This is a genomic window from Streptomyces sp. NPDC040718 (assembly GCF_055593565.1).
Genome location: NZ_JBVIXO010000006.1, coordinates 465,598 through 490,252, shown reverse-complemented (window position 1 = coordinate 490,252; position 24,655 = coordinate 465,598). Strand labels below are relative to the sequence as shown.

Below are 24,655 nucleotides of genomic sequence, written 5' to 3'. Positions count from 1 at the left end.
GACCCGCGCACGTCACGCACGACCTTCCCGCACGATCCGCACGACCTTCCCGCACGATCTGCACGCGCCGACGGCGCAAGAGGAGACGACACGTGCCACAACGCCACCGACGACGTTCCTTACGCGCGGCGCTCGCCGCTCTGAGCGCCGCCCTGCTCCTCCCGGTCGGCGCGGGCGTCGCCGCCGCCGCCCCCGAGCCCGGCCCCGCGCCCACCCCGGCCGAGCGCAAGCTCGAACCGGCCCTCCGCGCCCAGTTCGACGGCTCGGAGAAGGCCGTCTTCTGGGTCTACCTCGACAGTGCCGCCGACCTGACCGCCGCGGGGCGGCAGCCGACCCGCGCCGCCAAGGCCGAAACGGTTCTGCGCACCAAGAAGGACCACGCCGCGCGCACCCAGGCCGAGGTGCGCAAGGCCCTGGACGGCGCCGGGGCCGAGTACACCTCGTACTGGATCGTGAACGCCGTCCGCGTCGTCGGCAGCCGCAAACTCGCCGGTACCCTCGCCGAGCGCCCCGAGGTCGCCCGCATCGACGCCGACGACAAGGTCAGCCTCCCCAAGCCCGCCGCAGGCACCCGGGAGAAGACCGCCGCCGACGCCGTCGAATGGAACATCGACCGGATCAAGGCACCCCAGGTCTGGGACCAGCTCGGCGTACGCGGCGAGGGCATCGTCGTCGCCAACATCGACAGCGGCGTCGACCACACCCACCCCGCCGTCAGCAACCAGTACCGCGGCAGGAACGCGGACGGGACCTACGACCACAACCACAACTGGTTCGACCCGGCCGGGGTCTGCGCCGGCGCCGCGCCCTGCGACAACAACGACCACGGCACCCACACCATGGGCACCATGGTCGGCGACGACGGCGGCGCCAACAAGATCGGCGTCGCCCCCGGCGCCAAGTGGATCGCCGCGAAGGGCTGCGAGTCCAACTCCTGCTCCGAGGCCTCCCTCCTCGCCTCCGGACAGTGGATCGTCGCCCCGACCGACCTGAACGGCCAGAACCCGCGCCCCGACCTCGCCCCGCACGTCGTCAACAACTCCTGGGGCAGTGCCGCGCACGACGACTGGTACCAGCAGGTCGTCGACACCTGGCGCGCCGCCGGCATCTTCCCCGCCTTCTCCAACGGGAACGCCGGCCCCGGCTGTGCGACCAGCGGCTCGCCCGGCGACTACGCGCGCTCCTACAGCTCCGGCGCCTTCGGCAGCGACGGTGCCATCGCCTCGTTCTCCTCGCGCGGCGCCGGCCCCGGCGGCATCGTCAAGCCGAACATCGCCGCCCCCGGCGTGAACGTCCGCTCCTCCGTCCCCGGCGGCGAGTACTCCTCCTTCTCCGGCACCTCCATGGCCTCGCCGCACACCGCCGCCACCGTGGCCCTGCTGTGGTCGGCCGCGCCCTCCCTCGCCGGCGACGTGGCGCAGACGGAAGCCCTGCTGGACGGCACCGCCCAGGACACGGACAACGGCCAGTGCGGCGGCACCCCCGCCGACAACAACGTCTTCGGCGAGGGCCGCCTCGACGCCCTGGCCGCCGTCAACTCCGCCCCGCGCGGCGCGGTCGGCGCCCTCGCCGGCACCGTCCGCGGTGACGACGGCCAGCCCGTCGCCGGCGCCAAGGTCACCGCGCACGGCCCGATCGACCGGACCGCCACCACCGCCGCCGACGGCACCTACCGCTTCGGCGTGCTGTCCACCGGCGCCTACGAGATCACGGCGTCCAAGTTCGGCTACGGACAGCGCGGCACGACGGCGACCGTCACCGAGCAGGCCACCGCCACCGCCGACCTCACCCTGACCCGGGCGGCCAGTGCCAAGCTCACCGGCACCGTCACCTCGCCCGCCGGGCCCGCCGCCGGAGCGGCCGTCACCGTCGCGGACACCCCGGTGACCGCGACCACCGACGCGCAGGGCCGCTTCGAGGTCACCCTGCCCCACGGCACCTACGACGTGAACGCCGCCCACCCCGCCCGCTGCCTGACCGCCGGCACGGCCAAGGCCACCGTCACCGGCGACACCACCGTCGCCATCGCCCTCCCCGAGCGCACCGACGGCTACGGCTACGCCTGCGCCGCGGGCGGCGGCCGCCCGTACTCCGCCGGCGACCGGCGGCTCGCCCTGACCGGCGACAACACCACCGAGCGCGTCGACCTGCCCTTCCCGCTGCCGCTCTACGGGAAGACGTACGCGCAGGCCTGGATCGGCACCAACGGCACGGTCAGCCTCGGCGGGAACCACACCGGCGACGTCAACGGCGACATCCCGAGCGCCGCCACCCCCAACGCGGCCCTCTACCCCTTCTGGGACGACCTCGTCGTCGGCGCCGCCGACAGCGGATCGGGCGTCTTCACCGCCGTCACGGGCACCGCCCCGCACCGCAGTTACGTGATCGAGTGGCGCCAGGTCGCCCACTGGTCCGCGCAGACCGACACCTTCTCCTTCTCGGCGGCCATCGGCGAGGACGGCAACATCACCTACTCCTACAAGGGGACGGGCGGCACCGGCATCAAGGGCGGCTCCACCGCCACCGTCGGCGTGGAGAACGCCGCCGGCACCGACGCCTTCAAGTACTCCTTCAACACCGCCGCCGTCACCGACGGCCTCTCCATCGGCTTCCGCACCACCCGCAGCGGAGTCGTCACCGGCCGGGTGCTCGACGCCAACGACGGCAACGGCGTCCCCGGCGCCACCGTGACCGTCGGCAGCGGGGACTCGGCCGTCTCCGCCACCACCGCCGCAGACGGCGGGTACGTGGTCCAGAGCCCCTCGGGCGCCCGTACGGTCACCCTGGCCGCGCCCTCCTACGAGACCGCCACCACCACCGCCGACGTCAAGCCGGCCGACGTCACCGCGGTCAGCCAGTCGCTGCGCACCGGCCGGGTCACCGCCGCCGCGCCCGCCGTGGAGCTGGTCCTCCCCGCCGGCCAGCGGCGCACCCGCACCCTGGAGCTCACCAACCCCGGCCTCACCACCGCCTACACGGTCGCCGAAGACGCACCCTGGCTGACGGTGACCCCGGCGGAGGGGAACCTCCCGACCGGCGGCAAGGCCCCGCTCGCCCTCACGGCGGACACCGCCGGGCTGGCCCCTGGCACGGTGCTGAGCACCGGGCTGCGGATCACCTCGGCCAGCGGACGCACCCCCGTGCTCACCGTCCCCGTCAAGATCGTCGTACCGCGCTACCAGACCGCCGTGGACGCCGGCTCCGACGGGGCGGGTACGGACGCGGCGGGCGACGCCTGGTCCCCGGACCGCAAGTACACCGCCGGCTCGTACGGCTACCAGGGCAGCTCCAACGTCCACTCCACCGGCCGCACCATCGCCGGCACCGGTGAGCAGCGGCTCTTCCGCAGCGCCCGCGAAGGCATGTACGAATACCGCTTCGACAACGTCCCGAACGGCACCTACACCGTGGAGCTGGGCTTCGCCGAGCTCTCCGGCACCCGGCCCGACAAGCGCGTCTTCGACGTCCTCGCCGAGGGCGGCCAGATCCTGCCCTCGCTGGACATCTCCCTGGAGGCGGGCACCTACACCGCCCTGACCAGGACCTACACGGTCAAGGTCACCGACGGGGTGCTCAACCTCCGCTTCGTCACGCACAACGGCTTCGGCAAGCCCCTGGTCAACACCCTCCGGGTGACCGACCGCCCCGACAAGAACCAGCCCTGACCGGCGGCCGCCCGCCGCCCCGGCATTCGGGTGGCGGGCGGCGCCTCCGCAGGGACATCCCGGCCGGCGTACCCGGCCCGTCCGGCGGGCCGACGTAGCGTGGCGGACCATGACGCCGCAGATCGAGGCACTCGTACGAGCCGCCGGCCCGGCCGCGTTCTGGGCGGTGGGCTCGGCGGAAGCCGTCCACGCAGCCCGCCCCGGCACCCCGGACGAAGACTGGGACGCCCCGCTCGACGCCGGGGCGCTGACCCCGCTGCTCGCCCTCTGGCCCGTCCTCGGCGGCCTCGTCGCCCGGGGCGAGCTGACCCTGCACACCCCCCTCACCGCCTACGGGGCGGCCGCCCCGGCGGGGCTGCCCGGCGGCACCACCGCCCACCACCTGCTCACCCGGGGCGACGGCCCGGCCCCCCTCGACGCCCTCACCCGCCTCGCCGAACACCTCGCCGGCACCCCGCTGGCCGACTGCGCCCGCACCCGGGTCTGGCAGCCCCTCGGCATGACCCGCACCCGTTTCGCCGGCGCCGCCCTGCGCACCTGCCCGGCCGACCTCGCCCGGTTCCTGCGCCACCTCCTCGCCGTCGAGGACACCCCCGGCACCGCCGACACCGCCGACCGGCCCGTCACCCGCGCCTGGACCGCCGAGTCGCTGCGGATCCGCACCGGCGAACTCACCCCCTCGCGCGGCCTGCTCTGGCACCCCGCGCCGGCCGGGGTCTGGACCCACCACCCCCCGTCCGGCTCCGGCCCGGCCGTGTGGATCTCCCCCCGCCAGAGCCGCTGGGCGCTGCTAGTCCCCGGCCCCGGCAGCGACGGCGCGGGCCCGCCGCGCGCCGCGTTCCGCGAGGCCGCGTTCGGGTCCGCTCCCGCGCGCGCCGCCCGCGGGGCGGACGTACGGTGATGCCGAAGTCACCGTACGGAGCCACCGCGAGGAACCCATGTCCGACGCCGCGACCGCCCTGGCAACCGAGCCGGACGCCGGCACGCTCGACGCCCTGTGCCGGGACCTGGCCGAGGCCGCGGACGCCGTGGGCGAGGCCGCCCGGTACGCCTCCGGACTCGCCCTCGGGCCCCGCCTGACGGCAGGGGCGCTCGTCGGCCGCGGCGGGAGCCGCCGCCGGGCCTGGCGGACCCTGCTGCGCACCCTCACCGACCCGGCCGGACTCGGCTGGGCCCCGCGCGGGCGGGGCCTGGCCCGGGCCGGCTGGCTCGCCGGGGTCCTGGGCGGCCGCGAGAGCCTCGCCGTCAGCACCGCCGTCTGCGGGCTCAAGGGGCGGATCCGCGCCGCGACCGTGGACCGCCCCGAACTGCTGGCCGACCCGGACTGCGCCGCCGTGCTGCGGGCGGTCGCGGAGGACCGCCAGGCCGACGCGGCCCGCGCCTTCCGCACCCTGCTGCGCGAACGGGGCGCCGCGCGGGCCTTCGCCCTGCTGACCCCGGCGTTCGCGGACGTCCTGGCCTGGCACGCCCTGACCGACGAGAACCCGTTCAACGACCACGCGGGCTGGCAGGTGGCCACCGGGCGGGCCGTCCCCGCCGATCCCCTGCTGGGCCTCGGCGCCGCCCTGCGGGCCTTCTGCGCCCGCAGCCCCGGCCCGCCGGCACCGGCGCCCGCGGCCGCGAACCCCTGGAGGAGCCCGTGAGCGACTGCCCCCCGCCGAGCCGCCCCGCCCCGGCGGACGGGCTGCGCACCCACTCCGCCGCCCTGCGCTCCCACGCCCGGCGCCTCCGGGCGGGGGCGGCCGCCCTGGAGTGGCGCGGCCGGGAGGCCGACGCGTACCGCGCCGAGGTCGCCGCCCTCGCCGACCGCTGCGCCCGCGCCGCCTCCGGCCTCGCCCTCGCGGCGGCGCAGCTGGAGGGCCCGCACCCACCGCGCCAGTGAACCCCCGGCGGCCGCCGGCCGGGTCAGAGGACCAGCGACAGCAGCAGGACGAAGCCCAGGGCGGTGACCGAGATGACGGTCTCCATCACCGACCAGGTCTTGAGGGTCTGTCCGACGCTCATCCCGAAGTACTCCTTGACCAGCCAGAACCCGGCGTCGTTGACATGGCTGAAGAACAGCGAGCCCGCGCCGATCGCCAGGACCAGCAGCGCTGTCTCCGTCGTGGACATGCCCGCCGCCAGCGGTGCCACCAGGCCGGCCGCCGAGATGGTGGCGACCGTCGCCGAGCCCGTCGCCAGCCGGATGGCGACCGCGATCAGCCAGGCCAGCAGCAGGGCCGGAACGGACCAGTCCTTGGAGACGTCCAGGATCATCTGCCCCACGCCCGCGTCGATCAGCGTCTGCTTGAAGCCGCCGCCTGCGCCCACGATCAGCAGGATCCCCGCGATCGGGGCGAGTGACTTCTCCACGGTGGACGACAGCCGCGCCCGGGTGAACCCGGCGGCCCGTCCCAGGGTGAACATCCCGACCAGGACGGCGGCGAGGAGGGCGATCAGCGGGGAGCCGACGACGTCCGCGACCTTCTGCACGGTGTGCGCCGGGTCGTCGACAACGATGTCGACCAGTGCTTTGACCAGCATCAGCGCCACCGGCAGCAGCACCGTGAAGACCGTCGCCCCGAACCGGGGGCGGTGGGCGGGCTCCTCCGGCGGGCGCTCGGGGACCCCGGGCCCGGGCGCCGGGACGTCCACCCAGCGCGCCGCGTACCGGGAGAACAGCGGCCCGGCGATGACCACCGTCGGGACCGCGACGAGCACCCCGAGGGCGAGGGTGACGCCCAGGTTCGCGTGCAGCGCGTCGACGGCGACCAGCGGGCCGGGGTGCGGCGGGATCAGCCCGTGCATCACCGACAGGCCGGCCAGCGCGGGCACGCCGATCCGCATCAGGGAGTAGCCGCCGCGCCGGGCGACCAGCAGCACCACCGGGATCAGCAGCACGATGCCGACCTCGAAGAAGAGCGGCAGCCCGATCGCCGAGGCGATCAGCACCATCGCCCACGGCATCGCCCGGCCCCGGGCGCGGGCCAGGATCGTGTCCACGATCTCGTCCGCCCCGCCAGAGTCCGCCAGCAGCCTGCCGAGGATCGCGCCGAGCGCGATGAGGACGCCGACCCCCGCGACCGTGGCGCCGAGGCCCGCGGTGAAGCTGGCGATCGTCTTGTTCAGCGGGGCGCCCGCGAAGGAGCCGAGGGCGAGCGAACCGACCGTCAGGGCCAGGAAGGCGTGCATCTTGAGGCGGGTGATGAGCAGCACGATGACGGCGATGCCCGCCAGGACGGCGACCCCCAGCCGGGCGTCGCCGGCCGAGGTGATGGGTCCGGGGGCGGCCGCCGCCAGAGTCTCGACGCTGAGACCGGTCACGGTGGGTTCCTCAACTCTCGAACGTTCGGAGGGCGGCGAGCGCCCGGTCGGTGATCTCCTCGGGCGTGCCGGCGACATCGACGGCGATCCCGCGCTCGTCCGCCCGGAGCGGTTCGAGCACGGCGAACTGGGAGTCCAGCAGGGAGGCGGGCATGAAATGGCCCCGGCGGTCCGCCATCCGCTTCTCGATGAGCCGCCGCTCGCCCGTGAGGTGGACGAACACGGCGTCCGGGGCGGCCGCGCGCAGCCGGTCGCGGTAGGAGCGCTTGAGGCAGGAGGCGGCGACCACGCCGCCCTGCGGCGCGGCCCGGTTGCGGATCCACTCGCCGATGGCGTCCAGCCAGGGCCGGCGGTCGGCGTCGTCCAGCGGGGTACCGGCCGACATCTTGGCCACGTTGGCCGCCGGATGGAAGGCGTCGCCCTCCGCGTACGGGAGGCCGAGCGCCTCAGCGAGCAGCCGCCCCACGGTCGTCTTGCCGGTGCCGGCGACGCCCATCACCACCATGACGCGCTGGGAGCTCACGTCGTACCTCGCTGTTCTCGTCGCTGGGAGCACCACTGAAGCCTATTAAGTAGTACTTGTTCAAGGGTCGAGCCGGAAAACGTCATATCTTTTACGGCTGAGGGCGTCACCGTACGCTTACGCCATGACCACCGAAGGCAGTCCGGGCCAAGGACTCCACTCCCAGGTGCTGGACACCCTCGGCCTCGCGATCACGGCGGGGGAGCACCCGCCCGGCAGCGTCCTGCGCACGGACGAGATCGCCGGGCGCTTCGACGCCTCCCGCACCGTCGTCCGGGAGGTGGTCCGCGTCCTGGAGTCGATGCAGCTCGTCGAGTCCCGCCGCCGGGTGGGGGTCACCGTCCGCCCCGCCGAGGAGTGGAACGTCTACGACCCGCGCGTCATCCGCTGGCGCCTCGCCGGCGCCGACCGCCCCCGCCAGCTGCGGTCCCTGACCGTGCTGCGCTCGGCCGTCGAACCCGTCGCCGCCGGACTCGCGGCCTCCCGCGCCACCCCCGAGCAGTGCGCGCGCCTCACCGAGGCGGCCCTCGGCATGGTCCGCACCTCACGCGGCCATCAGCTGGAGGGCTACCTCCACCACGACGTCGCCTTCCACCGCACCGTCCTCGACGCCTCCGGCAACGAGATGTTCGCCCGGCTCGGCGACGTCGTCGCCGAGGTCCTCACCGGCCGCACCCAGCACGCCGTGATGTTCCACGACCCCGACCCGGCCGCCGTCACCCTGCACGTACGGGTCGCCGAGGCGGTGCGCGAAGGGGACGCGGCCGCCGCCGAGGCCCTGACCCGGCGGATCGCCCTCGGCGCCCTGGAAGAACTCGACGTGCTCGCCCCCTGAAGCGGGGTCCGACCCGGATCCGACCCGGAACCGACCCGCCGCGCCCCGCGGACGCCCCGGCCGCGACCGGCCCGCTCCCGCACCATGGAGAAGAGGGCCGGTTCCGGCTTGTCCGTGGCGCGCGGGCGGTGCGATCCTTCCGCCATGTCGCCCACACAACTGCCGGACTACGGGGAGGTCCTCGCGGAGGTGAGGGAAGTGCGGCGGGCCGGTATCGTCCGACTGCGTGAGCTCAGGCTCCCGTTGCTCACCGGCATGTCGGCCGGTCCGGGGGCGGGGGGCCCCGGAGAGCCGCACTTCCCCGCCGTCGAGCGGCTGTTGCGCAGCGCCGTCGCCGGGCCATGGGCGGGGGCACCCTCCAGGAGGCCGCCGAGTACGGCCTCGGCCTCGCGCGCGGCACCCGGGACTGGCCCCCCGCCGACCGCCGCAGACGCGCCGCCCAGGTGTACGGGGTCAGCGTGGAGCGCTTCCGCAAGCACCAGGAGCTGATGGTGCTCGGCCAGGTGGCCGAGCAGCTCGTCCGCCGCGCCGCCGGCGTCCCCTCACCCGAGGGCGGCGCCGCCGACCCGCCGCAGCCCCCGAACCCGGCCCGCCGGCTGGCCCCCAGCCACCGCCGGATCACCGTCCGGGCCGGCGGCCGCGAGCACACGCTGACCCTGCACGTGCACCCCGTCGACCTGCTGCGCGACATCGACGCCGTGGTCTCCCCGTCGAACACCCACTTCGCCCTCCCCGAGCCGTACAAGTCCTCCGTCGCCGCCTCCCTGCGCCGCGCGGGCGCCGTACGGGACCCGGCCGGCCGCCTCGTCGAGGACCGCATCCGGGACGAACTGCGCGCCTGGACCGACCGGTACGCCCCGCACGGCCTCCCGGTGGCGCCCGGCACGGTCGCCGTCACCGGCGCCGGAGCCCTCGAAGCGCAGGGCATCCGCCACATCCACCACGCGGCGGTGGCGGTACCCCGGCCCGGCACCAACGACTACGACGTCCTGCCGGCCGACGTCACCCGCGCCGTCACCCGCGTCTTCGCCCTGCTGGCCGACGGCCCCGCCCGGACCTCCGTCCGCCTGCCCCTGCTGGGCGCCGCGGCGGACTGTCACCCGCGGACAGCCTCGCCGCCGTCTGGGCCGCCGTCGAGGCCGAACTCGCCCGGGGCGGCGACCGGGACGTCCACCTCCTGGTACGCCGCCCCGAACGCGCCGACCTGATCGAGGAGTTGCTCACCCAACCGGACGGGCGCCCCGCATGAGCGACCCCTACGCCCGGCTGGCCGCCGCGGCCGCCGACTGGGACGCGCTGGGGCCCCGCCTGGACCCCGCGTCCCTACGGCAACTCGCCCTCCTCCTCACCGCGTTGCGCACCGCCCCCGGCGAAGGCGCCCGGCGCGCCGCACTGCTCGCCGCCCGGCTGCTGGGGGAACGGCTTCCCGACCGGTTCCCCGGGGAGAGCCGGCTCACCGCCGCCCCCGGGACACCCGCGGCCGGCCACCTCGGCTTCACCGCCGACGACCTGGCCGTCCTCGTCCTCGACGGGCACCGCATGGCCGGACCGGTCCTCGGCGAGGTCCGCGACCGCCTCCTCGCCCTACCAGACCTGGACGCGGTTCCTGCGCGACTGGGGCGCGCACGGCGGCGCCGCCACCGCCGAGACCGCCGCCCGGCTGCCCGCACTGCGCCCGGAGGACTTCCACCCCGAGACCTGGGTCCGGTTCTCCGGGGAGCTCACCGACGCCCTGGACCGCCTGCGAGGCTGGGCGGCCGCGCTGACCGCCGCCCTGGACGCCGCCGGCGACGAGTTCGACGCCGGCCGGGCCCTCGCGCATTCCCGCACCGGCCAAGGACCGCATCTTCAACGACCTGACCGGGCTGCAGAAGGTGCCCCTGAAGGCCTCCGACTACGCGGTCGGCGGCCTGAGCAACCTCCGCGACTGGCTGAGCCGGCGCGGCCGCCTCCTCCAGGCCGACCTGCGCGCCACCGACCTGCGGCCGCCGCGCGGAGTGCTGCTGGTGGGCGTACCGGGCTGCGGCAAGTCGCTGTCCGCGAAGGCGATCGCCGCCCAGTGGCAGCTGCCGCTGTACCGGCTGGACACGGGCTCCATCCACGGCAAGTACCTCGGCGAGTCGGAGGGCCGCTTCCGGGAGGCGCTGGAGACCGCCGACCGGGTCGCGCCCTGCGTGCTGTGGATCGACGAGATCGAGAAGGGCCTGGCCGGTGTGAACGACGGCACCGGGGTGCCGCAGCGCATCATCGGCCAGTTCCTCTTCTGGCTCCAGGAGTCGCAGTCCCGCGCCTTCGTGGTGGCCACCGCCAACGACGTCCGCAGCCTGCCGCCGGAGCTGCTGCGCAAGGGCCGCTTCGACGAACTGTTCTTCGTCGACCTGCCCGACCCCCGGGACCGGGAGGAGATCATCGGGATCTACTACCGCCGCTACCTGAGGACCGAGCCCGGCCGCGAGCAGCTCGCCCGGCTCGTGGACCTCTCCGACGGCTTCGCCGGCTCGGACTTCGAGGCCGCCCTGCACGACGTCGGCGCCGAGGTCTACCTGGGCGGCGGCACCGAGCAGATGCGGCCGGACTTCGTGGAGGACACCTTCTCCAACACGGTCCCGCTCAGCCGCAACAACCCGGAGCAGATCGAGGAGATCAGGGCCTGGGGCCGCGAACGCGCCGTCCCCGCCGGGCGCTTCGCGGCCACCACCGCCCAGGGCTCCTCCGGACAGGGCCGCCGGATCGTGTTCCTGGACGACTGACGGCCGGCCCCGTGGCGTTCCCCGCCCCGCTGCGTTCCCTACCCCGCGGCGGGCGCGCCGCGCGTGGCGAACTGGGTGCGGTACAGCTCGGCGTACCGGCCGTCCGCCTCCAGCAGCGCGGGGTGCGTGCCGCGTTCGACGATCCGGCCGTCCTCCACCACCAGGATCAGGTCGGCGGCCTGGACCGTGGACAGCCGGTGCGCGATCACCACGGCCGTTCGGCCGGAGAGGGCTTCGGCCAGCGCCTCCTGCACCGCCGCCTCCGAGGTGGAGTCCAGGTGGGCGGTGGCCTCGTCGAGGATCACCACCCGCTGCCGGGCCAGCAGCAGCCGGGCGATGGTCAGCCGCTGCCGCTCCCCGCCCGACAGCCGGTAGCCGCGCTCGCCGACGACGGTGTCCAGGCCGTCCGGGAGCGAGGCGACCAGGGTGTCCAGGCGGGAGCGGCGCAGGGCCTCCCACAGCTCGTCCTCGCCCGCCCCGGGCCGGGCCAGCAGCAGGTTGGACCGTACCGACTCGTGGAAGAGGTGGCCGTCCTGGGTGACCATGCCGAGGGTGTCGCGGATGGAGTCGGCGCTGAGGTCCCGCACGTCGACGCCGCCCAGGCGGACCGCGCCCGCGTCGGCGTCGTACAGCCTCGGCAGCAGCTGGGCGATGGTCGACTTGCCGGCGCCCGAGGAACCGACGAGGGCGATCATCTGGCCGGGCTCCGCGCTGAAGGACACCTCGTGGAGGACCCGGGTGCCGCCCCGGGCGTCGAGCACGGCCACCTCCTCCAGGGAGGCGAGGGAGACCTTGTCGGGGGAGGGGTAGCCGAAGGAGACCCGGTCGAACTCCACGGACACCGGGCCGTCGGGCACCTCCACGGCGTCCGGCTTCTGGGCGATCAGCGGCTTCAGGTCGAGGATCTCGAAGACCCGCTCGAAGCTGACCATGGCGCTCATCACCTCGACCCGGGCCCCGGCGAGCGCGGTCAGCGGGGCGTACAGCCGGGTCAGGAGCAGGGCGAGGGCGACCACGGAGCCGGCCTCCAGCGTGCCGCGCAGGGCGAAGTACCCGCCCAGCCCGTACACCAGGGCGAGGGCCAGCGCGGAGACCAGGGTCAGGGCGGTGATGAAGGCCGACTGGGCCATCGCCGTCCGGATCCCGATGTCGCGGACCCGGGCCGCGCGGGCGGCGAACTCGGCGGACTCGTCCGAGGGCCGCCCGAAGAGCTTCACCAGGGTCGCTCCGGGTGCGGAGAACCGTTCCGTCATCTGTGTGCCCATCGCCGCGTTCAGCGCCGATGCCTCCCGCTGCATCCCGGCCATCCGCGCGCCCATCCGGCGGGCCGGCAGCACGAACACCGGCAGCAGCACCAGCGCCAGCACGGTGATCTGCCAGGAGATGGTGAGCATCACGCCCAGCGTCAGCAGCAGGGTCACGATGTTGGAGACCACCCCGGAGAGGGTGTTGGCGAAGGCCCGCTGGGCGCCGATCACGTCGTTGTTGAGCCGGCTGACCAGGGCGCCCGTCCGGGTGCGGGTGAAGAAGGCGACCGGCATCCGCTGGACGTGGTCGAAGACCGCCCGGCGCAGGTCGAGGATGAGCCCCTCGCCGAGGGTGGCGGACAGCTTGCGGGTCAGCAGCCCCAGCCCGGCCTCGGCCACGGCGATCACCGCGATCAGCAGGGCCAGCCGGACCACCTCGCCCTCGTCCCCGTGCCCGACGATGGTGTCCACGATCCGGCTGGCCAGCAGCGGAGTGGCCACCGCCAGCAGTGCTCCCGCCACGCTCAGCAACAGGAAGAGGGTCAGCCCGCGACGGTGCGGGCGGGCGAACGAGGCGATCCGGCGCAGGCTCGCCCGGGAGAGCGGGCGGCGGTCCTGCTGGGCGTTGATCGCGCTGTGCAGCGAATGCCAGGCGGTGACTTCCATGTCCATGCCCCTACGCTAGGACCTCAAGCGGACTTCAGGTCAACCAACCCGCGTGGACTCACCCCCTGGTGGGGGCCAACTCACGTTTTGCCAAAGGAACTTCGCCGCATCCGGGCGCTGTCGTTCCCCGGTGGCACCATCGGGGAATGACGCAGCCACCGCAGTCATCGCAGCCGGACCACCCCGCCCGCCAGGGCGCCGACACCGTACTGGACCGCTTCGGCGAGTGGACCCGCCGGACCCCGCGGGCACCCGCGCTCATCACCGGGGACGAGACCGTCCCGTACGCGGTGCTCGACGCGGAGTCCGACCGGCTGGCCCGGCACCTGACCGGCGGGGGCCTGCCCGCGAACGGCCTGGTCGCCCTCGCCCTGCCCCGGCAGCGCGAGCTGGTCACGGCCCTGCTCGCCGTGCTCAAGGCAGGCGGGGTCTACGCGGTCCTCGACGTCGCCGACCCGCGCGGCGGCAGGCGGCAGCTCGCCGCCCTCGCGCCGGACCTGCTGATCGCCCGCCCCGCCGACGAGGCCCGCCTCGGCGCGGGCAAGGGGCTGCGCACGCTCGACCCCGACCGTGCCCCCGGCCCCGGCTCGGGCGCCGACCCGGGCCGGCCGCCCGGGCGTACCGCCGGTACGGGCAGGGCGGCCGTGCTGTTCACCGGCGCCCCCACCCCGCGCCCCGTGCCCGTCGGCCACGCGCTGCTGCTCGCCGCCTACGAAGGATGGGCGGAGGTGGCCCGGCTGACCCCCGGCGACCGGCACCTGTTCACCGGCGGGCCGGACACCACGCCCTTCGCCGCCGGCTGGACCCGGGCCCTGTGCTCAGGCGGCGCCCTCGTGCTGCCCGAGGGCGCCACCTGGCTGCCCGGGCAGGTGCGCCGCGCCGTCCGCAGGGCGGAGGCCGGCGTGGTCCACACCGACCCGGCGGGCGCGGCGGAGCTGCTGCTCGACGACTCAGCCCCCGCGCCGGGAACCGCCCGGCCCGGGGCCCGCCGGGAGGCGGACGCCGAACTCCGGTCGCTGAGGCTGCTCGCCGTCAGCGGGGACCGCCTCTACCTCGACGAACACAGCGCCCTCCAGGACCGGCTGCGTCCCGGCGCCCGCTTGCTGAACGTCTACGCCCTCACCGAGGCCGCGGGTACCGGCGCCTGGTTCGAACTGCCGCAGCTGCCCCGCCCGCTGGACGGGCCCGAGCGGATCTCCCTGCTCGGCACGGCCTTCCCCGGCTGCGTGGTCCGGGTGCTCGACGGTGAGCTCGTCGTGGACCCGCCCGGCGGTGGCGGGGCGATAACCACAGGGGACCTCGGGGTGCTGCGCCCCGACGGGCTCCTGGAGTTCGGCGGCAGGACCGGCGACCGGATGGAGGGGGAGGACGGCACCCGGATCGACCCGTACCCGCTGGAGTCCGAGATCCGCGGGCACGCCGCAGTGGGCGCCGCCCTGGTCGCCCGCGTCCCCGTCACCGGCGGCGGGCACCGGCTCGTCGCGTACGTCTCCCCGCCGCCCGGCGCCCCCGCCGCCGCCCTGCCGGACACGGCCCTGCTGAGGGAGTACCTGAAGGGGAAGGTGCCGGCCGGCGCGACCCCGCGCGCCGTGGTCCGGATGCGGGCACTGCCCCGTACCCGGGCCGGCCGCGAGGACCGGACCCAGGTGCCTCAGCCGCCGCTGCTCCTGGCCCCCGTGACCGGGGGCCGGGGCGGGGGCAAGTACGGGGGAGTCCGGGCGGCGGGCGCCGGCGGGAGCGCGGAGGTGGTGCCGCTCGCCTTCGCCCTCGGCTGCGGGGCGCCGCTGCTGGGCCTCCTCGCCCGGGGGTTCACCGGAGTCATCTGGCCCGGTTCCACCGACCTGACCGGCGTCCCCGGCCCGTGGGCCCTGCTCTTCTGGATCCTCTACCTGTGCGAGAGCCTCGCCTTCGGGGCCGGGGTGATGTTCCTCTTCTCCGGACGCGGGCCGATGCTGGCCCAGCGGCGGGGGCGCGGCATCACCACCGCCGCCCACCTGGCGATCGTGTACCTGCTGATCGCCTGGTGGCCGCAGGACAACCTCTACCGGCTGGCGGCCAAACAGGACTGGCCGCGCCAGGCCGCCCTGGTCTACGCCTTCAACGTCCCGCTCATGGTCGCGGCCCTCGTCGTGGCCGTCTACGCGACCCGGAAGCCGCTCAGCCCCTTCGACTTCGACGACTGACCGCCGGCGGGGCGGACCCCGGACGCGGGCCGGGGCCGGGGCCCGAGCCGGGGCCGGGGCCCGAGCCGGGGGTGAAGTCCGCCCCGAAGCCGTCGCCGGCCGCGCGGGCCCGCTCCCGCACCAGCGCCTCGGCCGCGTCCAGCGCCGCCGCGCCGCGCGCGGCCACCAGCACGCCCAGCCACGGCACCGGGTCGAACGCCGCCGTCGGGATCGCCGGCACGAACACGGCCCCGAGCGCGGCGCAGCCCCGTACCAGGTCCGCGCACAGGGCCTCCAGCTGCGCGTCGGGCAGCCGCGCGCCCAGCTCCACCCGGTCCGCGATCCGTACGAGGTGCCCCGCGCCCCGCAGCTCGTCCAGCCGGGCCGCCACCATGAAGGCCGCCGAGGGGCCGGTCAGCCGGAGGTTGGCCTCGGTCGGTGCGAGCCGCCCCGCCGCGTCGGTGACGAAGTCCACGTCGAACCAGCCCCGGTAGCCGGACGCCGCCAGCTCCCGGCCCACCGCCGCCCCGAACGCCAGCAGCGGCCCCGCGAGGCGGCCGGGAACCACCCCCGGGCCGACCGTCGCTCCGCGGTAGCCGCCGCCGGCCACGTCCATCACCGCCGCGCCGACCTCGTGCGGCCGGCCCGAGCCGTCCACGAACCCGTCGTAGGTCAGGTCCCGCGGCACGCGCGGGTCCGCGGGGCCGCGCACGTACTCCTCCAGCAGCAGCGGCCCGCGGGGCAGCCGCCGCAGAACGGCCCGGGCCCCGCCGGCGGCCCGTACCTTCCCGGGGGTGACCACCGTGGTGCCCGAGCCGCCGACACCGTGCTCCGATTTGAGAACGGTGCTCTCGCCGGCCCGGGACCGCGCCGCCAGCAGCCGGACGGCCGCCCGCCGCCCGGTCGCCCGCCACTGCGCGGGGAGCGTGATCCCCGGATGGCCCCCGTCCGCCAGGATCCGCCCGAACAGGGCGTGTGCCGCCGACTTCGACTCGTACCGCAGCCCCACCGGCCGCCACGGCAGGCCCGCGAGCCGGGCGTACGGCCCGGTCAGCCCCCACGGTACGAGGGGGAGCCCGCCCTCCGTCACCCGCCGGGCCAGCGCCGGCCGGGCCGACACGGCGTCCGACAGCCCGGGGCCCCGCTCCGCGAGCCCGTCGTACACCTCGACGTCCGGGTCCCAGCCCAGCTGCCGGCCGACCAGGGCGACCCAGCCGGGGGACACCGCCCGGGGCAGCACCAGGGCCGCCGGGCGGGGGCTGTAGAAGGCGGCGAGGCAGGCGTAGTCGTGCGCGGCGCGCTGCTCGCGGTCGAGCGAGGCGTCGGCGAACTGCGCGTTGAACTCGGCGACGTTGCCCACGTGCACCGCCGGGACCCCGCCCGTCCAGGCCCGCGCCCAGTCCGCGAGCGGCACGGGCGCGGCCTCGAAGCGTACGAGCCCCTCCGGGGCCGCGCCGGGCCGCTCCTCGGCGCCCATCGCACGGTAGAAGCCGGCCGCGTGCGGATCGGCGTCGATCAGCAGCCGGCGCAGGCCCAGGGCGGCGGCCCGGCGCAGCGCGTCCCGGTACAGCAGCCGCCCGGTGCCCAGCCCGATGGCCGAGGGTTCCACGAAGAGCAGCCCGAGCCGGCCCGCCGGCCCGTCCCCCGGTCCGCCTCCGGGTCCCTCTGCGGAAGTGTCCCCGGCGTCGTCCAGGGAGGCGAGGCCCAGCAGCTCCCCCCGAGCGTTTTCGGCCACCGAGATCCTCCGGGCGGCCAGCTCGGCCTCCCGTACGCGCAGCTGCGGCGCGCACGCGGCGAGGAAGGCGGCGTCGTAGCCCCAGTGGGCCTTCGACCGCATCACCAGCGCCGTCAGCGCCCCGGCCTCCCCGGACCGCGCGGCCCTGACCTTTGCCATTTCCTGACCTCCCCATGGTCCGGGGCGGGGCCGTGCGATAGATTCGGCCTCCCCACGGCACCGTCCCGGCCGTCCTGGGCCATCCTTTCCCACCCACGCGGAGACAGGCTTCTCAATGAGCGACATCGTCAACGGACTTGGCCGTACGAGCGCCTACGGCGCCCTGGGTCTGGTGCTGCTGATCCTCGGCATCGTCCTCGTGGACGTGCTGACGCCCGGGAAGCTCCCGAAGCAGATCTGGGAGGAGCGCAACCGCAACGCGGCCCTCCTGCTCAGCTCGGCGCTCCTCGGCATCGGCGGCATCGTCTTCACCTCGATCTGGACGACCTACGCGGACTTCGGCAAGGGCCTGCTGTCCACCGCCGCCTTCGGCGTGCTCGGCCTGGTCCTGATGGCCGTGGCCTTCCTGGTGCTGGACCTGGTGACCCCGGGCAAGCTCGGTGCCATCGTCGTCGACCCCGAGCCGCACCCGGCCGTGTGGGTCACCGCCTCCTGCAACCTGGCGGTCGCCGCCATCGTGGCCGCCTCCATCGCCTGACCGGCGCCCGGACCGCACGACGAGAGCGCCGCTCCCCACGGGGAGCGGCGCTCTCGTCGTCGCGGCGGGCCGCGCCTACTGCCGGTACCCGCTCAGGAAGCGGCCGATCCGGCTGATCGCCGCGTCCAGGTCGTCGGCGTACGGCAGGGTCAGGATCCGGAAGTGGTCGGGGCGGGGCCAGTTGAAGCCCGTGCCCTGGACGACCTGGATCTTCTCCCGGAGCAGCAGGTCGAGCACGAACCGCTCGTCGTCGTGGATCGGGTGCACCTTGGGGTCGATGCGGGGGAACGCGTAGAGCGCGCCCTTCGGCTTCACGCAGGAGACGCCGGGGATCTCGTTCAGCTTCTCCCAGGCGCGATCGCGCTGTTCGAGGAGGCGGCCGCCCGGGCCGGTCAGCTCCTTGATGGACTGGCGCCCGCCGAGCGCGGCCTGGATGGCGTACTGGGCCGGGGCGTTGGCGCACAGCCGCATGGAGGCGAGCATGGTCAGCCCCTCCAGATAGCTGCGCGCGTGCTGCCGGGGGCCGCTCACCACCAGCCAGCCGGACCGGAACCCCGCCACCCGGTACGTCTTCGACAGCCCGCAGAAGGTGAGGACGACCAGGTCGGGGGCGAGGACGGCGGCGCTGTGGTGGACCTCGTCGTCGTACAGGATCTGGTCGTAGATCTCGTCGGCGAAGACCATCAGCCCGTGGCGCCGGGCGAGTTCGAGGATGCCCTTCAGGACCTCCCGGGGGTAGACGGCGCCCGTGGGGTTGTTCGGGTTGATGATGACCACGGCCTTGGTGCGGTCCGTGATCTTGGACGCCATGTCGTCGAGGTCCGGGTACCAGTCGGCGGACTCGTCGCAGACGTAGTGCACGGCCTTGCCGCCCGCGAGGGTGGTCACGGCGGTCCAGAGCGGGAAGTCCGGGGCGGGGATGAGGACCTCGTCCCCGTCCTCCAGCAGCGCCTGGACGGCCATGGAGACCAGCTCGGAGACGCCGTTGCCGAGGAAGACGTCGTCCACCGTCACATCGGTCAGGCCGATGGCCTGGTAGCGCTGGACGACGGCGCGGCGGGCGGAGAGCACGCCCCGTGCGTCGGTGTACCCGTGGGCCTTGGGGAGCATCCGGATCATGTCCTGGACGATCTCCTCCGGCGCCTCGAAGCCGAAGGCGGCCGGGTTGCCGGTGTTGAGGCGCAGCACGCTGTGGCCCGCCTCCTCCAGCGCGTTGGCGTGCTCGATCACCGGGCCCCGGATCTCGTAGCAGACCTCGCTGAGCTTGCTCGACTGCCGGAACTCCATGCCGTGCCCTCCCTGTTCCCGCTGTTCCCGCTGTTCCCGTACTGGGAATCCCGCACCGCGGACTTCCTGCTTGGTTTTACCAAGTGAGAGCTTGGAAAGTCCAACATGTTGTCTAGACTGCGCTGCATGTCACCTCGTCAGCCACGCCGTCGAAGCTACGACCAGTACTGCGCCTCGGCCCGCGCCCTGGACGCGGTCGGGGACCGCTGGACCCTGCTGATCGTCCGGGAGCTGCTGGCCGGCCCCCGCCGGTACACCGACCTCCACGCCGACCTGCCCGGCGTCTCCACGGACGTACTGGCGGGCCGGCTCAAGGACATGGAGGCGCAGGGCCTGGCGACCCGACGCAAGCTCCCGCCGCCGGCGGCCGCCACCGTGTACGAGCTGACCGCGCGCGGCGCCGGACTGCTGCCCGTCCTCACGGCACTCGCCGAATGGGGCGCCCCCGACCTCGCCGAACGCCGCCCCACCGACGCGTTGCGGGCGCACTGGTACGCCCTGCCCCTGCTGCGCCGCCTCCCCGCGACCGGGGTCCCGGCCGTGGTCGACGTGGTATTGGACGAGGGCGTGTTCCACGTCCGCCTCGGCGGCGACGGCCCGGCCGGCGGGGACGGCCCCGTCTACGGCGACGGGCCCGCCGGGGCGGCGGACGCCCGCCTCGTCCTCGACGCCGACACCTGCCGGGAGCTCGGCGAGGGCGCGCTCGGTGTGGCAGAGGCCCTCAGGGCGGGCCGCCTGGAGGTGCACGGCGAGGGCCCGGCGGCCGCCGCACTCCGCGGAGACGGATCCGGCCCGGCCTGATCCCGGGGTCCCGGGACACCCCCAGGCCGTTGCTGCCGGACCGGACGCCGAAGGCGACCCTGCTTGTCCAGGGTGTGGCGCAGCTGGGCGAAGCCGCCGACGTCGGCGGTGGAGTCCGGGCGGGGGAGGGAGCTGCCGTTCGCCTTCGTGCTGAGCTCCGCCGCCGCCTGACCTTGGTCCGACCGGCTGGTGTGCCGGTGGTTCGTGCCGGGGTGCTCCGCGGCGGGGCGGAGTCGGGGTTAAGAAGGGTATCGAACGGAATCGGATGGAATCGGATGGAAGTTCGACATCCGTTCATTCCCGAACATCAACCTCAGGAGTCGCATGATGCGCCCCATCAAGGCGGCCTGCCTCGGCACGGCCACGCTGGTCACCCTCCTCGCCTGCACCCCCGTCGCGGCCGCCGCGACGGACACCGGTTCCGCCCAGGCCAGGGACAAGGGCCGGACCATCACGGTCCTGGCCGAGGTGCAGGAGCTGAACCGCTTCCCCGTCACCCCCGGCAGCGTCTCGCAGGGCGATCAGGTCGTCGTCCGCTCGGACCTCTTCTACGAGCGGCCGCACAAGATCGGCGAGACCCACGGCTCCTGCACCACCACCCGGGGCCTCCCCGATGAAGCGGAGCAGTGCCTCGTGACCTACACCCTCCCGGGCGGCCAGCTCACCACGCAGGGGGTGTACTTCAACTACCTCGACCAGGGTCCCTTCGACACCGCGATCACTGGCGGCACCGGGGCGTACAAGAAGGCTCGCGGCTGGGTCCACTCCGAGACGATCCCCACAACCCCTCCCGAGAAGGTCCTGAGGCGCTTCACGATCCACCTCGTCTGACGGACCCGGACGTCCGCACAACCCCGGAATCCGGCCTCCTCCCCTCGCGTCGCACCATGGGAGACGGTCGGACGAAAGGAAGTCCGGGTCAGGGGGACGTCCAGGGCGGCCCGCCCTCCAGATCGTCAACGGCACCCGGCCGGGGCCCCCTTTGACGGCCCCGGCGGCGTGCTGGTGGGCACGGACGATCGTGGAATCGACCGCGACGACCCGGTCCAGGTCGCCTTCGGCGTCCGCCCGGGCGAGCGGGGCGGCGAAGACGCGGTCCCAGGTGCAGTTGATCGCCCACATCCGCAGCCTGCTGTGGGCGCCCTTCCGGCAGCAACGGCTCGATGCGGGCCCACTGGGCGTCAGTCAACGACGCACATCAGCGGACGATCAGATGCTCCGAGAGGAAACGGCCTAAGCCAGGCCCAGCGCGAACACCGCGAAGCCCGCCGCCAGCAGCCCCGCCACGGTACGGCGTACCGCCGGGGCCCGGCGGCCCCGGACGGGGGCGACCTCGAACCGGCGGGCGTACCGGGCGATGACGACCAGCAGCACCGCGAACACCGGCATCCACGCCGCCCGCGCCGCGATCCAGCCCAGGGTGTCGGGCGCCGTCGTCAGCCCGGCCACCTCGCCCGCGAGCGCGCCGGGCACGGCCGCCGCCAGCATCGCGGTCTGATGCCAGCACAGGATGGTCATCGCGGACAGGTTGACCACCACCACCGGAGCCCACAGAGCCGGCCGGGCCAGCAGCCCCGCCAGCCGTTCCCGCAGCAGGATCGCCGCCCCCGACTGCGCCGACGCCAGCGCCGGCACCAGCAGCGACGGCGGGTGCGAGTTGGTCCGCGCCTCGCCGGGCACCCCGACCATCGACGCCGGGTAGTGGAAGACCAGCAGCAGCGCCGCGAACAGCCCCACCCCGCCCGCCAGCAGCAGCCACGCCCCGCGCCGCCCGATCCGCCGCCCGTACCACGCCACGCCCAGCTGGTACGCGAACAGCCAGCCCGGCAGCACGTTCAGCACCGACAGCCAGGACGGCACCGAGCCGGAGAGCGGCCCGTACCGCAGGAAGTCCACCACCGCGACCGACCCGAGCAGCGGCGCCGCCGCCCACCCGCCGAGCCGGTCCGCCGCCCGCACGCAGTACGGGGTCAGCGCCGTCACCACCGCGTACACCCCGACGAACCACAGGGGCTGCACCACCAGCGTGGCCCCCGTCCGCAGGGTGGCCTCCGGCACGCCCGCCGCGTGCAGCGCGGGCGCGGCCAGCGCCCACACCGCCGTCACCCCGAGCACCGGCCGCCCCAGCCGGACCATCCGCCCCTTCAGCCACGCCCCGGTCGAGCCGGTGCGGCGGCGGAAGGAGAGCGCCGAGGCGTAGCCGCCGACCAGGAAGAAGATGCCGAGCATCTGGAGCACCCAGCTCGCCGGGGCGAGAGCGCCGAAGGCCGACAGGGGGCTCGCGTTGTGCAGGCCGCCCTCCGCGTCGAGGGTGAGACCGCCGAGCAGCCAGTGGCCCGTGGGCACCGCCAGCAGGGCCAGCGCCCGCAGGCCGTCCACGGCCCGGTCCCGGTGGGCGGGGGTCTGCCGGTCGATCCGGTCCGCCGCACCCCGCAGCAGGGTCAGCGCGCTCATCGTGCCTCCCCCTTCGCGATCGCCGCGAACGCCTCCAGGGAGCGGGTGCCGGGCGCGAAGTAGCCGGTGTGGCCCCGGACGTCGCCGGCCGGCACCGGGCGCGCGCCGAAGGCGGGGGAGACCGGGTCGGCGCCGTGGCCGAGGCCCGCGAGCTCCACGTTCGGCACGTCGGCGATCCAGTCGGACGGCCCGCGGGCCGCCCACACGCGGGCCCGGGTGCCCAGGCCGGCGGCGGTGTCCGCGCGCATGCCGGGGGAGCCGAGGACCACCACGTCGGCGGCGTCCGTGTGACGGGCCGCCAGCCCGCAGACCACCGAGCCGTAGCTGTGGCAGAACAGCACCGGGTCGGGCGCCCCGACCGCGTCCAGCCCGGCGGTGAACCGGGCCAGCCGGACCGCCCCCGCCTCGGCCAGCCGCCCGGTCGCCGCGTCCGGACCCACCCCCACCGGGGTGGTGTAGCCCGTCCACGCGATGACCGCGGTCCCGTCGCCGGCGGCCGCCCGCAGCGCGCGGGCCATTCCGGCCGGTCCGGTGTGCGGGGCCCGTGCGGCGTCGTGCGTGGCGGCGTCGTTGTCCGACCCGGGCACGACCACCGAGACGTGCGCGGCGTGTTCCGGGTCCCCGAACACCTCGGCGACCTGCCCCCGCCCGCGCGGGTCGAAGGCCAGGATCTGCCGGCCGGGTCCGGCGAGGGGGGCGTAGCGGGCCCCACCCGTGGCGAGGACGGCCAGCCGGTTGGCCTCGTACCGCAGGGGGAGCGGCGCCCCGTCCAGATTGCCGACCACGAGCGGGTGGGCCCGCACCAGCTCCCGGCGCGCGTCCCCGTCGAGGCCGGTGAAGAACCGGGCCACCTCGTGCGGGGAGGCCCCCTCCGGGTCGGGCAGCGCCCGCCCGCCCACCGAGCCGGCCCGCCAGGCGGCGCTCCCGGGCGGCGGCCCGGTGACGGCCGGCCGGCTTTCCCCGGCGGCCCATCCGGCGGTCCCCGCGACGACGGCCACCGCCAGCGCTGCCGCGACGACCGTCCTACGGAAGCGGCGCATGCCCCTTCCCCCTCTCCTCGAACCGGCACCCCTGGCGGGCCCGTGACGAGGAGGAAGGTAGGAAGGAGTCACCCGGCCGCACGTCGGACCGGAGAGCCAAGCCGGATGTCATACCGCAGTAGGGGGTGGAGGAGACCGGCGGCCGGATACGCCGAGGGGGCACCCGTGGGCGTATCCGGTCCAGTGTCGTGGTGGATGCGCTACGAGTGCCCCCGGGGGCCGGTCTGCGGGACGGTCAGCGGGCCGCCGCCGCCTCCAGCAGGACGTCCACCAGGCGCTCCGCGGCGTCCGGGCGGCCGTACGCGCGGGCGCGGTCGGCCATGTAGGCCCGGCGGCTGGGGTCGGTGAGCAGCGGGCCGATCGCGTCGGCGAGGCTCTGGGCGGTGACCTCGCCGAGCAGGGCGACGGCGGCGCCCGCGTCGGCCAGGTGCTGGGCGTTGTGCGCCTGCTCGTTGCCGGCGGAGGTCGCCAGCGGGACGAACACCGCGGGCTTGCCCAGCGCGGTGAGCTCGGCCAGCGTGCCCGCCCCGGACCGGGACAGCACCACGTCGGCGAGCGCCAGTACGTCCGGCAGCTCCGGGCCGACGAAGCCGGTCACGTGGTAGCGGCCCGCGAGGACAGGGTCCAGGCCGGAGGCCGCGTAGCGCAGCTCGTCCACATTGGCCGGGCCGCACTGGTGGATCACGTTCGCGTGGCTCAGCAGCCAGGGGAGCACCTCGCGCACCACGCCGTTGATCTGCTGGGCGCCCTGCGCGCCGCCGGTGACGTAGACGGTCGGCAGCCGGCGGTCGAAGCCGGTGAGGTTCAGCGCGTGCACGGCCTTGTCGGGGTGCCCGGACAGCACCTCCGGGCGGACCGGGTTGCCGGTGACGACGGCGCGCTCGCGGACCTCCGCCGGCAGCAGCGGCAGCGAGGACTCCGAGGACACGGCGATCCGGGTGGCCGACCCGGCCAGCTTCCGGTTGGCCAGCCCGAGCCGCACGGTCTGCTCGTGCAGCACCAGCGGGCGCTTGCACATCCGCGCCGCGAGCCCGGCCGGCACGGCGACGTACCCGCCGGTGGCGAGGACCACGTCCGGGGCGAACTCGGACACGATCGTCCGGGCCTGGGCGACGCCGAGCGGCACCTTCGCCATGTCCTTCATGTTCGCCGCGGACAGCATCTTCAGCGGGTTCGCCGAACGGCGGATCTTCCCGGTGGCGACGGTCTTGAACGCGATCCCCTCGGCGGGGGCGACCCGGGCCTCCAGGCCGTCGGCGGTTCCGATCCACAGCACGTCGAGGGTGCCGCCGGCGGCCGCGAGGCGGCCCTGCAGGGTGCGGATCGCGGTCAGGGCGGGGTAGGTATGCCCACCGGTCCCCCCGCCAGTGACGAGCAGCCGGAAGGAACGGGGAAGCGCGGAAGAAAGGTTCACCCGGCCACCCTAACCGCCCTGCCGGGGCGGGCCGCGGCGCCGGGTGGCCCCACGCGGTCCGCACCGCCGGACCCCC

The 24,655-nt window shown here is 75.2% G+C and carries 18 protein-coding genes and 2 pseudogenes; 11 read left to right on the top strand and 9 right to left on the bottom strand.

Features of this window, described 5'->3' with window-relative positions:
- The first annotated feature begins 92 nt into the window (after positions 1 to 92).
- The 4 genes from ACZ597_RS19115 (at position 93) to ACZ597_RS19100 (ending at position 5,547) form a co-directional block, all read left to right on the top strand.
- The gene (locus ACZ597_RS19115) at positions 93 to 3,665 is read left to right on the top strand and encodes a S8 family serine peptidase (RefSeq protein WP_471331238.1); all 3,573 of its coding nucleotides are present in this window, start codon (positions 93 to 95) and stop codon (positions 3,663 to 3,665) included.
- Positions 3,666 to 3,774: 109 nt separating this feature from the next.
- Positions 3,775 to 4,566 carry a serine hydrolase domain-containing protein gene (locus ACZ597_RS19110; protein ID WP_471331236.1) on the top strand — a complete coding sequence of 264 codons (792 nt, stop codon included), beginning with the start codon at positions 3,775 to 3,777 and terminating at the stop codon, positions 4,564 to 4,566.
- 37 nt (positions 4,567 to 4,603) lie between these two features.
- Positions 4,604 to 5,308: a hypothetical protein gene (locus ACZ597_RS19105; protein WP_471331233.1), complete on the top strand. Its 705-nt coding sequence runs from the start codon at positions 4,604 to 4,606 to the stop codon at positions 5,306 to 5,308.
- Positions 5,305 to 5,547 carry a hypothetical protein gene (locus ACZ597_RS19100; RefSeq protein ID WP_471331230.1) on the top strand — a complete coding sequence of 81 codons (243 nt, stop codon included), beginning with the start codon at positions 5,305 to 5,307 and terminating at the stop codon, positions 5,545 to 5,547. Before ACZ597_RS19105 ends, ACZ597_RS19100 begins: the two co-directional genes overlap by 4 nt.
- A 23-nt stretch (positions 5,548 to 5,570) precedes the next feature.
- Here the strand turns inward: ACZ597_RS19100 and ACZ597_RS19095 are convergent, their stop codons facing one another.
- Together ACZ597_RS19095 and ACZ597_RS19090 are read right to left on the bottom strand one after the other, a co-directional pair.
- Entirely contained in the window at positions 5,571 to 6,968 is a 1,398-nt protein-coding gene (locus tag ACZ597_RS19095; RefSeq protein WP_471331228.1) for a GntT/GntP/DsdX family permease, read from the bottom strand.
- A gap of 10 nt (positions 6,969 to 6,978) precedes the next feature.
- A complete protein-coding gene (locus ACZ597_RS19090) occupies positions 6,979 to 7,473 on the bottom strand; it encodes a gluconokinase (RefSeq protein ID WP_471331363.1) in 495 nt (164 codons plus the stop codon).
- A gap of 142 nt (positions 7,474 to 7,615) precedes the next feature.
- Between ACZ597_RS19090 and ACZ597_RS19085 the strand changes: the two genes are divergently transcribed.
- From ACZ597_RS19085 to ACZ597_RS19075, 3 genes and pseudogenes are all read left to right on the top strand, one after another.
- Positions 7,616 to 8,326 (top strand): FadR/GntR family transcriptional regulator, encoded by a 711-nt coding sequence (locus ACZ597_RS19085; protein WP_471331225.1) that lies wholly within the window; start codon positions 7,616 to 7,618, stop codon positions 8,324 to 8,326.
- Between the two features lie 341 nt (positions 8,327 to 8,667).
- Positions 8,668 to 9,534, top strand: coding sequence for a hypothetical protein (locus ACZ597_RS19080; protein ID WP_471331222.1), 867 nt, complete (start codon positions 8,668 to 8,670; stop codon positions 9,532 to 9,534).
- 618 nt (positions 9,535 to 10,152) lie between these two features.
- Positions 10,153 to 11,076 (top strand): annotated as a pseudogene (locus tag ACZ597_RS19075) (AAA family ATPase); the annotation flags it as partial.
- A 38-nt stretch (positions 11,077 to 11,114) separates the two neighbouring features.
- Here the strand turns inward: ACZ597_RS19075 and ACZ597_RS19070 are convergent.
- Positions 11,115 to 12,995, bottom strand: coding sequence for an ABC transporter ATP-binding protein (locus tag ACZ597_RS19070; protein ID WP_471331219.1), 1,881 nt, complete (start codon positions 12,993 to 12,995; stop codon positions 11,115 to 11,117).
- Between the two features lie 140 nt (positions 12,996 to 13,135).
- Here ACZ597_RS19070 and ACZ597_RS19065 point away from each other — a divergent pair, with 140 nt between their 5' ends.
- Positions 13,136 to 15,172 (top strand): AMP-binding protein, encoded by a 2,037-nt coding sequence (locus ACZ597_RS19065; protein ID WP_471331217.1) that lies wholly within the window; start codon positions 13,136 to 13,138, stop codon positions 15,170 to 15,172.
- On the opposite strand, the gene ACZ597_RS19060 is transcribed toward ACZ597_RS19065, so the two are convergent.
- Complete coding sequence (locus tag ACZ597_RS19060) at positions 15,147 to 17,045, bottom strand: GNAT family N-acetyltransferase (protein ID WP_471331215.1); 1,899 nt, start codon at positions 17,043 to 17,045, stop codon at positions 15,147 to 15,149. The genes ACZ597_RS19065 and ACZ597_RS19060 overlap by 26 nt on opposite strands.
- A gap of 115 nt (positions 17,046 to 17,160) precedes the next feature.
- Here ACZ597_RS19060 and ACZ597_RS19055 point away from each other — a divergent pair, with 115 nt between their 5' ends.
- Positions 17,161 to 17,583, top strand: coding sequence for a DUF350 domain-containing protein (locus ACZ597_RS19055; RefSeq protein WP_471331213.1), 423 nt, complete (start codon positions 17,161 to 17,163; stop codon positions 17,581 to 17,583).
- 75 nt (positions 17,584 to 17,658) lie between these two features.
- On the opposite strand, the gene ACZ597_RS19050 is transcribed toward ACZ597_RS19055, so the two are convergent.
- Positions 17,659 to 18,870, bottom strand: a complete 1,212-nt coding sequence (locus ACZ597_RS19050; RefSeq protein WP_471331211.1) for a pyridoxal phosphate-dependent aminotransferase — start codon at positions 18,868 to 18,870, stop codon at positions 17,659 to 17,661.
- Between the two features lie 126 nt (positions 18,871 to 18,996).
- Here ACZ597_RS19050 and ACZ597_RS19045 point away from each other — a divergent pair, with 126 nt between their 5' ends.
- Both ACZ597_RS19045 and ACZ597_RS19040 read left to right on the top strand, forming a co-directional pair.
- Entirely contained in the window at positions 18,997 to 19,671 is a 675-nt protein-coding gene (locus tag ACZ597_RS19045; RefSeq protein ID WP_471331209.1) for a winged helix-turn-helix transcriptional regulator, read from the top strand.
- Positions 19,672 to 19,998: 327 nt separating this feature from the next.
- Positions 19,999 to 20,502: an allene oxide cyclase barrel-like domain-containing protein gene (locus tag ACZ597_RS19040; protein WP_471331207.1), complete on the top strand. Its 504-nt coding sequence runs from the start codon at positions 19,999 to 20,001 to the stop codon at positions 20,500 to 20,502.
- A 144-nt stretch (positions 20,503 to 20,646) separates the two neighbouring features.
- On the opposite strand, the pseudogene ACZ597_RS19035 reads toward ACZ597_RS19040, so the two are convergent.
- The 4 genes and pseudogenes from ACZ597_RS19035 to ACZ597_RS19020 all read right to left on the bottom strand — a co-directional run.
- Positions 20,647 to 20,811, bottom strand: a pseudogene (locus tag ACZ597_RS19035) (IS5/IS1182 family transposase); the annotation flags it as partial.
- Between the two features lie 93 nt (positions 20,812 to 20,904).
- On the bottom strand, positions 20,905 to 22,125 hold the full coding sequence (locus tag ACZ597_RS19030) for an acyltransferase family protein (protein ID WP_471331206.1): 1,221 nt from the start codon (positions 22,123 to 22,125) through the stop codon (positions 20,905 to 20,907).
- A complete protein-coding gene (locus ACZ597_RS19025; RefSeq protein WP_471331204.1) occupies positions 22,122 to 23,165 on the bottom strand; it encodes an alpha/beta hydrolase in 1,044 nt (347 codons plus the stop codon). Before ACZ597_RS19025 ends, ACZ597_RS19030 begins: the two co-directional genes overlap by 4 nt.
- 235 nt (positions 23,166 to 23,400) lie before the next feature.
- Positions 23,401 to 24,579, bottom strand: a complete 1,179-nt coding sequence (locus tag ACZ597_RS19020) for a UDP-N-acetylglucosamine--N-acetylmuramyl-(pentapeptide) pyrophosphoryl-undecaprenol N-acetylglucosamine transferase (RefSeq protein ID WP_471331201.1) — start codon at positions 24,577 to 24,579, stop codon at positions 23,401 to 23,403.
- Between the last annotated feature and the right edge of the window lie 76 nt (positions 24,580 to 24,655).

Bases quoted from the DNA above. Each gene is read 5' to 3' on its own strand.
- ACZ597_RS19105 (WP_471331233.1), top strand. From the start codon at position 4,604: ATGTCCGACGCCGCGACCGCCCTGGCAACCGAGCCGGACGCCGGCACG.
- ACZ597_RS19090 (WP_471331363.1), bottom strand. From the start codon at position 7,473: ATGGTGGTGATGGGCGTCGCCGGCACCGGCAAGACGACCGTGGGGCGG.
- ACZ597_RS19040 (WP_471331207.1), top strand. From the start codon at position 19,999: ATGCGCCCCATCAAGGCGGCCTGCCTCGGCACGGCCACGCTGGTCACC.
- ACZ597_RS19070 (WP_471331219.1), bottom strand. From the start codon at position 12,995: ATGGACATGGAAGTCACCGCCTGGCATTCGCTGCACAGCGCGATCAAC.
- ACZ597_RS19025 (WP_471331204.1), bottom strand. From the start codon at position 23,165: ATGCGCCGCTTCCGTAGGACGGTCGTCGCGGCAGCGCTGGCGGTGGCC.
- ACZ597_RS19065 (WP_471331217.1), top strand. From the start codon at position 13,136: ATGACGCAGCCACCGCAGTCATCGCAGCCGGACCACCCCGCCCGCCAG.
- ACZ597_RS19045 (WP_471331209.1), top strand. From the start codon at position 18,997: ATGTCACCTCGTCAGCCACGCCGTCGAAGCTACGACCAGTACTGCGCC.
- ACZ597_RS19110 (WP_471331236.1), top strand. From the start codon at position 3,775: ATGACGCCGCAGATCGAGGCACTCGTACGAGCCGCCGGCCCGGCCGCG.
- ACZ597_RS19030 (WP_471331206.1), bottom strand. From the start codon at position 22,125: ATGAGCGCGCTGACCCTGCTGCGGGGTGCGGCGGACCGGATCGACCGG.
- ACZ597_RS19055 (WP_471331213.1), top strand. From the start codon at position 17,161: ATGAGCGACATCGTCAACGGACTTGGCCGTACGAGCGCCTACGGCGCC.
- ACZ597_RS19080 (WP_471331222.1), top strand. From the start codon at position 8,668: ATGGGCGGGGGCACCCTCCAGGAGGCCGCCGAGTACGGCCTCGGCCTC.
- ACZ597_RS19085 (WP_471331225.1), top strand. From the start codon at position 7,616: ATGACCACCGAAGGCAGTCCGGGCCAAGGACTCCACTCCCAGGTGCTG.
- ACZ597_RS19060 (WP_471331215.1), bottom strand. From the start codon at position 17,045: ATGGCAAAGGTCAGGGCCGCGCGGTCCGGGGAGGCCGGGGCGCTGACG.
- ACZ597_RS19050 (WP_471331211.1), bottom strand. From the start codon at position 18,870: ATGGAGTTCCGGCAGTCGAGCAAGCTCAGCGAGGTCTGCTACGAGATC.